We start from the raw sequence: 11,234 nt of genomic DNA, 5'->3' as shown, positions 1-11,234 counted from the left end.
CACAACCATCATCCGCAATGCGGCCAGAGAACCGGAAATTGTTGACCTGCAGAATCTACTGAATAAAATGGGAGCCAGGATCAGAGGGGCCGGGACTCACGTCCTGCGCATCGACGGCGTCACGAAACTTAAGAGTACGGAACATACCGTTATCCCTGATAGGATAGAAGCCGGCACGCATATGGCCGCTGCTGTCATGACAGGCGGGGATATCCTGGTGGAAAACGTGATTCCCGAACATATCAGCCCCATTATTGCCAAACTGCGCCAGGGGGGAGCTGAAGTAACCCCTTATGGAGACAGCGTCAGGGTACGCCAAAAAGGACAGTTTAAAGCGCTCGAAATTAAAACGCTGGTCTATCCAGGATTCCCGACCGATATGCAGCCGCAGTTCCTGGCACTGTTAACAATTGCTGACGGAACGAGTATTATTTCCGAGACGATTTTCGAAAACCGCTTCCAGCATGTCGCTGAGTTGAGACGGATGGGTGCCAGGATTACCGTTGAGGGAAGAACCGCAATTATTAACGGCCGGCCCAACCTCGAAGGTGCATTTGTGGAAGCAACTGATTTGCGCGCTGGAGCGGCTCTCTTTTTGGCAGCTTTGGCTGCTGAAGAGGGTACGGTTCTGGAGAGAATCGATCATATTGACCGCGGTTATGAAGATCTTGAGGAAAAATACAGGGCTTTGGGAGCAAAAATACAGCGGGTTGTCAAACAATAGTGTTGCACCTTGCCAGGCGGATAATGTAAAATAGATAAAACGAGAGCAGGAGAGGAAGATTTTGGCTCAAACCAGATCAAATACATTTTGGATCTACGCAGCGGCTTTGATCTGTCTCATTGCTGTAGGATTTTATATGTTTTCCAAATCGGATTTTTTTAACGTGAAGGAAGTCAGGACAGAAGGATTAAGCAATGTCACCGCGAATGAAGTATTACAGCTTTTGGGAACAGTAAAGGGTGAGAATATTTTTTTGACCGATACCGAAGCCCTGGCGATGAAGGTCAAGCTGCACCCTCTGATTGATCAGGTGCAGGTAAAAAAAGAACTGCCGGCAACGCTGGTGGTCAAAGTACAGGAACGTGTTCCGGTCGCAATGATCTTAACTGGTGACGGGGTTGTCGTCGTGGATCTTCAGGGCGTCATTCTGAAGTTTTATGATTCCTGGCCCGCGGAAGACAACCCAGTGCTGACCGGAATCGAAGTCCCTGAAACAATCGGGCCTGGGCAAAAGATTGACAATGTGAATCTGAACAAAGCCCTTCTTTTGCTGGGACAAGCCCCTGCGGAACTTCTGCCGCTAATTGGAGAGGTTCACAGTGCAACGGACGGGCAAATAAGCCTTTATATGACTTCCGGCATTGAAGTGAAAATAGGATTTGACGCCGAGTTTACAGAAAAGCTGAAGCTGCTTCAGGAATTGTTAAACAGTGAAGAATACAAAACAGTTGAAAAAGCAATTAAATATATTGATTTAACTGCAGGGAAACCTGTTTTAGGAAGATAGCGAGGGATAGATCATGTGGCTGCTGCCGGTTTTCGGATTAATTATTGGACTGTTCATTGGGTTTGTAAGTCCGTTTAGTATTCCGCTTGATTATACCAAATACTTTTCAGTGGCGATTTTAGGCGCACTGGACTCAGTCATGGGCGGCATAAGATCCTACCAGGAAGATCATTTCGACAGCACGATCTTCCTCAGCGGTTTTATTGTCAATATCATTATGGCCAGCTTACTGGCATTTATCGGGGACAGAATAGGCGTCGACCTGTATCTTGCTGCCGTGGTGGCCTTTGGCACCAGATTATTCCAAAACATCAGTATTATTCGCCGACATATCATTAATAAATATTATAAAACCTGATTGGAACCAAAAAAATTTAAATATTATGACGGAAAAAGAGGAGTAATAGTTTCTCATCTCGAACTCATATAGTTGGGTTGACTATTAACCGTTTGCATCGGAAAAACATAACCAATAGATGAGAACTAGAATAAGGAGAGGCAGGGGAAAAGATGCTCGAATTCATTAGTGATGAGATGCAGTTTGCACGGATCAAGGTAATAGGAGTGGGCGGCGGCGGAAACAATGCCGTAAACAGAATGATTTCCGTTGGTCTTAAAGGAGTAGAGTTCATCGGGCTGAATACAGATGCTCAGGCGCTTCAAATGTCCAGGGCAGCTGAAAAAATACAAATCGGCATTAAACTCACCAAAGGACTCGGTGCAGGAGCTAATCCGGAAATCGGTCACAGTGCGGCTGAAGAGAGCCGCGACGAGATTGCCAAAGCGCTGCTCGGTGCCGATATGGTTTTTGTTGCCGCCGGTATGGGCGGGGGAACAGGAACGGGAGCCGCTCCCGTTGTTGCCGAGATCGCCAGGGAAATTGGAGCCCTGACAGTCGGCGTTGTTACAAGGCCTTTCTCGTTCGAGGGACGCAAAAGAGCCATGCAGGCTGAAAGAGGAATCCTTGAACTGAAGGAAAAGGTTGATACGCTGATTACCATTCCAAATGACAGACTCTTGCAGGTTGTCGATAAACATACGACGGTCCAGGAAGCCTTCAGCATTGCGGATGACGTACTGCTGCAAGGTGTACAGGGGATTTCCAACCTGATCACCATTCCGGGACTCATCAACCTCGACTTTGCCGATGTGAAGACCATCATGTCCGATACCGGTTCGGCACTGATGGGTATTGGACAGGCTTCCGGAGAAAACAGAGCGGTCGATGCCGCCCGTAAGGCGATCTCGAGCCCGCTGCTTGAAACCTCGATTGAAGGCGCGAAGGGTGTTCTGCTGAATATCACCGGCGGTCCGAGCCTGACCCTGCTTGAGGTCAACGAAGCTTCCGAGATCGTCGGCGAAGCAGCCGATCAGGAGGCCAACATTATCTTCGGCGCAGTCATTGATGAAAACCTAAAAGATGATGTCCGGGTAACGGTCATCGCCACAGGCTTTGACCAGCGGTCCAGCTTTGTCAAAAAAGTAAAGAACCCGCAGGAAACAGCCAAGATGGATGACTACAATCCATTCAAGGATCACGTGGATATTCCGAATTTCCTGAAATATAAAAGATAAACACTGACTTTTAAGCATAAAAGTTGGTTCTATTCAATGCTGAAGGCGTCTCAATAAGGCGTCTTTTTTGCTATCCTTATTAACTCAGAAAACTGCCGAAAGGCTGATCAGGCTCTAAAAAGAAAACTACTCCAGAAGAATACCGGCACAACATAGCGAATTACAGATACCCACTCACCACCGTCAGGCATGTCCCAAAATCCGCACCGGTGCGGATTTTGGGACATGCCGTTAAGAAGATGTTTTACACACTTGCGATCAATCCATATTAAGTCATATAAGCTAAAAATCCAGCTTCTTCGCTGTTACTGTGCTTCATAACCCCGATGCCGCAGTAAAGCTTATCAATCAAATCATTTGGATCTGGTCTGCGCGCCACATTTCGCTCTCGGCAGATAGCGCCCTCCCTGGCGAGTCGCTCTTTGCCATCCATGGCATCGCGACATTAGGCCATCTGTGGCCGCATTTAATTTAAATATCTTGTCCTCGTACTAAAAACCATTATATTTCCTTCAGAATTCGGGAGGAAGTATTGGGGGTTAAAATACCTTGAGCCAAGCCATTAAACATTAGTTCGTTATATAAGGTAGCCAGTTCATCTATTGGTATTTTCATACCATTTTTTATCCAATATATGATGATACCGACATTAGCCGATAGACCATATTCTAAAATTAATTCGTAATAGTCTTTATTTATGTTATTTTCCTTATCGCGTAATAATAAGTTATCAAGGAGTACAAGCTTTACGTAATCTTTGATTTTATTAATAAACGAAATGTCACCGGTTGGGCCGAGAAGGGCTTCAAAATACAAGTGATGCTTTTGGATATAGGCAAGTATACTACTGAAGGCATTTCTTGCTATATGAGGGTCTCTTATTATAATGATATCTTTGCTAAACTCAAGAAAAATTTCTTTCATACCATTCAGCAACTCATTTTCAATTTGCTCACGTAAATCATAAATATCCTGGAAATGAAGATAGAATGTTCCCCTATTAAACCCGACTCGATTGCAAAGCTCCTTAATACTCATTTTATCAATCATTTTATAATGATTTAACGCAATGAAAGCATCCATGAAAATGCGTTTTGTCTGAATGGACTTTTTTGGTCCAGCGATTCCCGTCATAAAAATCACTCCTATGTAACAATTAGGGAGATACGCGGAAATATAAACATTTTCAAATGATCTGTTGATTGATCACGGTAATCTTCTATGATATTTTTATAATAAATCAACACTGTGTTGATTTCAATAGCGGTATGGGTGAACTACATAGCCCAAGATTACAGCCTAAAAAAGAAAACATGGAAAGGGTTGAGATGATGGAAATTATTGCTGGTATTTTAAAACAAAAAATATTGTGGATTGGATTAGCAGTGGTGATTTTATTTGCATCGGTGCTGACAATTGCACTTTTAGGATCAACGATTAATGCTGAATTGAAAGGTGCGCCTATGGCTTTAGTTTTGCAGGATGAGGGAGTAGCCTTGCAGTCCGGAGTAGAATTGAATTTTGGGCAAAAAATAGCAGACTCGGTAATGACATCAACCGGCAGCCAGGACAACTCAGTCTTTAAGTGGACGATTCTCACTGACAAAAATGAGGCGATGGATGCAATGAATAATCAGAAATATTATGGTGCTCTGATTATTCCAAAGGATTTTAGTAAAAAGGTGATGTCTGTCACAAGTGCAAACCAGACTCCTGGTGAAGTTGAGGTATATATCAACAACGGAATGAGTCAAACCGTTGCCAATATTTTGACGCAGGTTGTGGAAAAAATGGAGACGGGTATCAATGACAAATTAAGAACACAGCTGGCAGCTCAGCTAGCCAGCGCTATTAAACAAACTCCGGAGATCGGTCAAAGTCCGTCAAAGCAAACCAGTCAAACGGCTTCCGCCCAAGCCGCAGCAATGCAAGCGCAGAGGCAGATAATGCAAAATCTGCAGCAGAATACGCTCGTAAGTTTTACAATTGACAAAGTTAACGTTATTCCCGGTCACAGTGCCAATGGTAATGCACCTGTTTCTGTCACAATGTTGGCTTGGATGACCGGCTTGATATCATCCATACTCCTCTTTTTTGTGATAAAGAAAGTTGAGCCAACTAAAAAAACGGAAAAGGCGCTTACGATTGGAATACAGATCGTTTGTGCCATTGCGTTTTGCTTCATTGCTTCGTTGGTTATCTTGATCGTTGGAAACGGCTTATTGAAAATGACGATTCCGAACAGTTTTGAGTTCTGTTTATATTTTACACTGATAAGCTTCAGTTTTTTCCTAATGCAGTCAATGCTGGTAAACGGATTAGGTGCTCAGGGAATTGTACTTGTCATGCTGGTATTCTTTTTCGGGCTGCCAATGATCTCTCTGCCTTATGAAATGCTCTCCTCTGCGTCAAAGTTTTGGTTATATTCCTGGATGCCTTTACGCTTTGGAGTAGAGGTGATGCGGGATTTCTTCTATTTTGCTGGTACCAATATGATTAAACCAATGACATCGTTATTGTCGGCCGGAGCTATATGCTTGGTTCTATCCTTCCTCTCCGTTTTTATGCCTGTTAAAAAAAGCAAAACTTCAAGCCTTGGGTTTTAAACAGAGATCCTAAAATTTTGCTGGCTTTTCATTCAACGATAGAAGAAGGCGGTGTTGCTTAACTACTTTTTTGTAGTTTTGCGACACCGCCACGTATTTTTTTAGATAACCGAAGAACTTCCAAACGTTTGGGGATTCTTCAAATTCAGAAATTATTTCGTATCGAAGATTCACACTGAAGGCTTGATAACCTATCATGCGGTGTAAGCGTACCTATTTTCAAGAAAGTATTTGGTAAGGAAGCTTGGTAACGGTCTTAGATTAAAAAGAGATTACCTGGTAGCTTCTTTCCCCAAACCCAAAGATGGGGCAGGTCTTTTTCACATAGTCACCCTAAGAAAACATAAGATGGTGGTAAGCTTATAAAAACGATGATGCCCAGAACTTATTAAAAAATATAAGGATAATTAACATCGAGGAGGTAGCCTCAATGAGCCTTCAGTTGACCAGAAATCTCAGACTAGGGATACGTGGCAATGACGTCAGACAGCTGCAAATTGCACTAATCGAACTTGGTTATAATCCAGGGACTCCGGATAGCATCTTTGGCTCCCGTACCCAAGCAACAGTAATAGCCTTTCAACAAAATAACGGGTTGGCACAGGATGGAATTGTTGGTCCGGCAACTATAGCAGCTTTGAACAGAACCCTTACTGAACCTGCATTTCTCAAAGTAGGTTCCCGAGGTCCGGAAGTTGCTACACTGCAGTCAATCCTTAAAGAACTCGGCTATGCCCCAGGAATGGCTGATGGAGTATTTGGGCCTAAGACCAGGGAAGCTGTGATCGCTTTCCAAAGAGATTATGAACTTATCCCAGATGGTATTGCGGGACCGCAGACCTTTACAGCTTTGGATCAGGTAATCCGCCGCAAGACAATGTAATTTCTACAAACGTTAATATTTAACGAACTACCACCAATATGCTGGTAGTTAATTTTGTCGGCGAGGATCAGAGCGAGCAGCTACGAAAACGTGCGAGCAGGGTGTTTTGGGCAAGGCTCCATGCCCCAGAAAAGAAAAAATAACCAAATATCCATCATAATCTGTATTCCCTTAGCCAAAAAAATCGCATTTCAAGCCCACTTAAAGCGACAGGATTTCTCACAGCACAGAGGTATAATTTGTTAATGAGAATAACTTCGCGCAGAAAGGATTTCGGGTATGGTCTACCTGGATATTATTCTGTTCATCAATGGGGCTATGGATGCTTTTTTGTTGGTTTTTACGGCCCATCTGCTTCGAAAAAAGATTCAGGTTCGAAATCTACTGGGAGCAGTTCTTCTTGGCGAGCTGCCAATTGTATTCATCATCTTTGGGCCTTCGTGGGTCATCGCTGTTTCCAGAATCCTGGTTCCTGTCGGCATGGTCGCAGTGGCTTTGAGAACCAGAACAATCCTTGATCTGGCTAAAGGACTCCTGTATTTCAGTCTTCTGGCATCCTTAAGCGCCGGAATCTATTATGCGCTGGCGGGCTGGCTTGGGTTGGAAGGCACAGGACTGGCTTTAAAGGATTTATGGGTCCTGCCTGTGATTGCCCTGATTCTGACCGCAGGTTGCCGGGTTTGGGAAAAAATCCAAAAAACGACGTTATTTCTCGATAATGTGTGCTACGAGGTTGAGCTGTCTTTTGAGAATGGCCGGCAGGCACAGATTAAGGCACTGCTGGATACCGGAAACGAACTGCGGGACCCGCTAACTGGGACACCTGTGATGGTCGTGGAAGAAAAAGCTGTGGCCCAGGCCCTGCCGGAAGGAATTCAAAGGTTTCTGCTTATGCCCTGGAGGGAAAGTGCCAACCCCTGGACTTATATCTGGAACAGTGAAGACCCCTGTATACAAAAAATGGTGTTTATCTCCGCCAGGGGAATCAATGGCCAAACCTGGCTGCCGGGAATCCGGCTCGGATCTGTTAAAATCCGTCAGGGGGAAAAAGTATGGGAACATGCCGTTACCGCCGCCTTGGTCCCGCATGGTCTAAATTCGGAAGGTAAATTTGTGGCCCTGCTGCATCCGGAACATATTCAAATGCCAGTTGGCAAGGAGGAGAGCGCCTGATGAACCGCATCAAACAGTATTATAGGGCAGTAATGTCGGCATTTAAGAGAAAATTAATTTTTTTGTCCCTGAAACTGCATCGGGTAAGGGAGGTCTTTTATGTCGGCAGCAGCGAAGCTCTGCCGCCTCCGCTGCGCCTGGAAGAAGAGGAATATCTGATCACGAGACTCGAGCATGGGGACCTTTCGGTGAAAGATATGCTGATCGAGCGCAACCTAAGACTGGTTGTTTATATCTCCCGCAAATTTGAGAACACGGGAATCGGTATCGAGGATTTGGTCTCGATCGGGACGATCGGTTTGATTAAAGCGGTCAATACCTTTGATCCCGCCAAGAAGATCAAGCTGGCCACTTACGCTTCCCGCTGTATTGAAAATGAAATTCTGATGTATCTGCGCAGAAATAATAAAATAAGGACAGAGGTTTCTTTTGATGAACCTCTGAATATCGACTGGGACGGCAATGAGCTGCTTCTGTCCGATGTACTGGGAACCGAGAACGATATCATCTCGCGTCCGATCGAAGAGGAAGTCGACAGGCAGCTGCTGGACCTCGCTATGGGCAGTCTGAGTGAGCGGGAAAAACTGATTATGGAGCTTAGATTCGGCATGGGCGGATGCGAAGAAAAGACGCAAAAGGAGGTGGCTGACCGCCTCGGAATCTCGCAATCATACATATCCAGACTCGAAAAACGCATCATACGCAGGCTGCGGAAAGAATTTGTCCGGCTGGAATAACGATTTGGAATAACTTGTCTGCTGTCAGGGCATACTCTCCAGAGAATAACCATAAAAAACCACATCTGGAGGGTATTTTAATGGTCTTAAACAAGGTTGAGATCTGCGGAGTGAATACGTCCAAACTGCCCGTCTTAAGTGGTGCCAAGATGAAAGAACTGTTTTTGAAATTTCAGGCCGGGGACAAGTCGGCCCGCGAACAGCTGGTCCGGGGAAATCTTCGCCTGGTGCTCAGCGTGATTCAGCGGTTCAGCAATAGAGGGGAGCATGTGGACGACCTTTTTCAGGTAGGCTGTATCGGCCTGATGAAGGCGATCGACAATTTTGATCTTGGTCAGAACGTCAAGTTTTCTACCTACGCTGTCCCAATGATTATTGGGGAGATACGGCGCTATTTAAGGGATAACAATCCGATCAGAGTCAGCAGATCTTTACGGGATATCGCCTATAAAGCCCTGCAGGTTCGGGACAAGCTGGCATCGGAGTGCTCGCGGGAGCCAACAATCAATGAGATTGCCGAGAAACTGGAAATCTCCCATGAAGATGTTATTTTTGCGCTCGATGCGATCCAGGAACCCGTATCTCTCTTTGAACCGATCTATCATGATGGCGGCGATCCGATTTTTGTCATGGATCAGATCGGTGATGACAAACAGTCGGACAAACTTTGGCTGGAATCGATTTCGATCAAGGAAGGTATGGGCAAACTCGGAGAAAGGGAAAAGAAGATTATCTCGCTGCGCTTCTTCCAGGGCAAAACCCAGATGGAAGTGGCCGAAGAAATTGGGATATCCCAGGCACAGGTCTCACGCCTTGAGAAAGCCGCTTTGAAGTATATGCGCAAGCATGTCTGAGTCCCAAATAGGCATTGGCCTAAAAATATCTTATCAAACATCTCGCTGCTTTTAAGGTGTCATGATTGTAACCCCTCCTCATATGATAGTAAGTGAGAGGAGGGGCTTTGCCATGAGAGTCTCTGAATTGAGGGTACTCGATATTATCAACATAGAGGACGGGCGGCGCCTAGGACCGGTCATCGACCTTGATCTGGATTTGGAAAAAGGGATTGTGAAAGGGATCGTTATCATGGCTTCCTCCCGGGCGAAAGGCTTTTTTGGCAGCGGGAGGACGGGCGACGTATTTGTTCCTTGGGAAAAAGTGATCAAGATCGGTATTGATGTAATCCTGGTCGACGGCAGGGATTTAATCAATATCAACTATTAAAAATTGTAAAAGAGCTGTATTCAAAGGTTTTTTTCGATATAATAAATAGAAATGATTTAAGGTTTGACTGCAATGAGGTATAATCATATGGCATGGGAGAGACAAACGGTCGGCGGACTAGCTTACCTGACAATTCCTAGATGGTCCCTTCACGGAGTAACCGCCGTGTTCTCGACCAGGGACGGGGGCGTCGGCAGCCCGCCTTATTCCTCTTTGAATCTGGCTTTGCATGTCGGTGATACGATTGATGATGTTTTACATAACAGACGGATATTTCTGGCCGGAATAGGGCGTTCACCAGAAGACTGTGTCGCCGCTGAACAGGTCCACGGTACCGCTGTTCGATTTGTAGCAGAAACAGACCGGGGCAGGGGTATGCAGGACTTGGTATCGGCGCTGCCGTCCTGCGACGGAATGCTTACAGCGCAGGACGTAGGACTGCTTAGTTTTTATGCGGATTGTGTGCCCGTCTTCTTTTTCCATCCGCGCAGCAGAATCATCGGGCTTGCGCATGCCGGCTGGAGAGGAACGGCAGCCAATATCGTTCAAGAAATGGTGAACAGGATGATTCAAGCCGGAGCTGATGCGGAAGAATGTTTGGCCGCGATCGGCCCCTGCATCGGACCGTGCTGTTATGTCGTTGGAGATCCCGTCGCTTCAATATTTCGAGAAAAATGGAACGAACCTTCCGTGCTTTCAGAAACAGCACCGGGTGAGTACCGTCTCGATTTACAGGAAGCAAACCGTCAGTTGTTGATCTCCGCCGGAATTCGCGCAGAGAATATATTGACCGCTCAAATGTGCACATCTTGTCATTCCGGAGAATTCTTTTCTTACAGGAGAGAAGGGATAACCGGCAGGATGGCCGCTTATATCGGATTCTCATAAGTACTGTTTTTAAGAGGAATGATGATGGCTAAAAAAACCAGAAAAAGATTTAATGTATTTTTTATGATATTGGTTTTGTCTATAATTGGTCTATTCCTTTGGGATTACCGGTCATCGTGGATTGCTGGCTCACTTTCGTTTGAGACTGTTCATCAGGGCCTTGTACAACACGAGAAAACAGTAAAGGCCGTATTTGCCAATACGGAAACCGTACTGACGGCACCGGCTGAAGGAACCGTTGTACTGGTTGGCGAGGAAGGAAGAAGATTTAAAAAAGGTGAGTCAGTAGCCCGGGTGATCCCTGTCGGAGTAGGACATGAACAATCCGACGCAGGAATATGGATAAGTGCGCCGGTTTCGGGCCTGTTTTATTCGCAGCGGGACGGGCTGGAACAGATCATGACATCGGAAAATCTGATGAATATGGATCTGGACAGATTATTGGCCCAGACGCAAAATGACGGGATAGAAACAGAGCAGACAGAGACTGCCCAGGAGAACGGTCAATCTGCGGATAACAGTCAGAATACCACGGTCAGTCTGCATTCCCCGATCGGCAAGATGGTGAACAACCTTTATCCGAGCTGGGTGTTTGTGTATTTGGGAATCCAGGATTCTCTGGCTGTTGGAGATGTCG

General features: G+C 45.6%; 14 protein-coding genes. 12 read left to right on the top strand and 2 right to left on the bottom strand.

Features of this window, described 5'->3' with window-relative positions:
* The 4 genes from NC238_16360 to ftsZ form a co-directional block, all read left to right on the top strand.
* The coding region (locus NC238_16360; protein MCM1567482.1) for a UDP-N-acetylglucosamine 1-carboxyvinyltransferase at positions 1–724 on the top strand (724 nt) is incomplete at its 5' end.
* 61 nt (positions 725–785) lie between these two features.
* Positions 786–1,511, top strand: coding sequence for an FtsQ-type POTRA domain-containing protein (locus tag NC238_16355; protein ID MCM1567481.1), 726 nt, complete (start codon positions 786–788; stop codon positions 1,509–1,511).
* Between the two features lie 13 nt (positions 1,512–1,524).
* The gene (locus tag NC238_16350) at positions 1,525–1,869 is read left to right on the top strand and encodes a small basic family protein (GenBank protein ID MCM1567480.1); all 345 of its coding nucleotides are present in this window, start codon (positions 1,525–1,527) and stop codon (positions 1,867–1,869) included.
* Between the two features lie 152 nt (positions 1,870–2,021).
* The gene (gene ftsZ, locus NC238_16345) at positions 2,022–3,086 is read left to right on the top strand and encodes a cell division protein FtsZ (protein ID MCM1567479.1); all 1,065 of its coding nucleotides are present in this window, start codon (positions 2,022–2,024) and stop codon (positions 3,084–3,086) included.
* 268 nt (positions 3,087–3,354) lie between these two features.
* On the opposite strand, the gene NC238_16340 is transcribed toward ftsZ, so the two are convergent.
* Together NC238_16340 and NC238_16335 are read right to left on the bottom strand one after the other, a co-directional pair.
* The gene (locus NC238_16340) at positions 3,355–3,519 is read right to left on the bottom strand and encodes a hypothetical protein (protein MCM1567478.1); all 165 of its coding nucleotides are present in this window, start codon (positions 3,517–3,519) and stop codon (positions 3,355–3,357) included.
* Between the two features lie 68 nt (positions 3,520–3,587).
* Positions 3,588–4,220, bottom strand: coding sequence for a TetR/AcrR family transcriptional regulator (locus NC238_16335; GenBank protein ID MCM1567477.1), 633 nt, complete (start codon positions 4,218–4,220; stop codon positions 3,588–3,590).
* Positions 4,221–4,288: 68 nt separating this feature from the next.
* Between NC238_16335 and NC238_16330 the strand changes: the two genes are divergently transcribed.
* The 8 genes from NC238_16330 to NC238_16295 all read left to right on the top strand — a co-directional run.
* Positions 4,289–5,692: a DUF3533 domain-containing protein gene (locus NC238_16330; GenBank protein ID MCM1567476.1), complete on the top strand. Its 1,404-nt coding sequence runs from the start codon at positions 4,289–4,291 to the stop codon at positions 5,690–5,692.
* 430 nt (positions 5,693–6,122) lie between these two features.
* Entirely contained in the window at positions 6,123–6,575 is a 453-nt protein-coding gene (locus tag NC238_16325) for a peptidoglycan-binding protein (GenBank protein MCM1567475.1), read from the top strand.
* 279 nt (positions 6,576–6,854) lie between these two features.
* Entirely contained in the window at positions 6,855–7,748 is an 894-nt protein-coding gene (locus tag NC238_16320; protein MCM1567474.1) for a sigma-E processing peptidase SpoIIGA, read from the top strand.
* A gap of 32 nt (positions 7,749–7,780) precedes the next feature.
* On the top strand, positions 7,781–8,485 hold the full coding sequence (gene sigE / locus NC238_16315) for an RNA polymerase sporulation sigma factor SigE (protein ID MCM1567473.1): 705 nt from the start codon (positions 7,781–7,783) through the stop codon (positions 8,483–8,485).
* A gap of 80 nt (positions 8,486–8,565) precedes the next feature.
* The gene (gene sigG, locus NC238_16310) at positions 8,566–9,339 is read left to right on the top strand and encodes an RNA polymerase sporulation sigma factor SigG (GenBank protein MCM1567472.1); all 774 of its coding nucleotides are present in this window, start codon (positions 8,566–8,568) and stop codon (positions 9,337–9,339) included.
* A 112-nt stretch (positions 9,340–9,451) separates the two neighbouring features.
* Entirely contained in the window at positions 9,452–9,709 is a 258-nt protein-coding gene (locus NC238_16305; GenBank protein ID MCM1567471.1) for a YlmC/YmxH family sporulation protein, read from the top strand.
* Between the two features lie 87 nt (positions 9,710–9,796).
* On the top strand, positions 9,797–10,597 hold the full coding sequence (gene pgeF, locus NC238_16300; GenBank protein MCM1567470.1) for a peptidoglycan editing factor PgeF: 801 nt from the start codon (positions 9,797–9,799) through the stop codon (positions 10,595–10,597).
* A 24-nt stretch (positions 10,598–10,621) separates the two neighbouring features.
* Positions 10,622–11,234, top strand: a 613-nt coding sequence (locus NC238_16295; GenBank protein ID MCM1567469.1) for a hypothetical protein, incomplete at its 3' end; no start/stop codon positions are given.

The organism is Dehalobacter sp. (genome assembly GCA_023667845.1).
In the GTDB taxonomy this organism is placed as follows: domain Bacteria; phylum Bacillota; class Desulfitobacteriia; order Desulfitobacteriales; family Syntrophobotulaceae; genus Dehalobacter.
The sequence above is the reverse complement of the archived record's forward strand: the minus strand, read 5'-3'. Positions and strand labels throughout refer to the sequence as shown.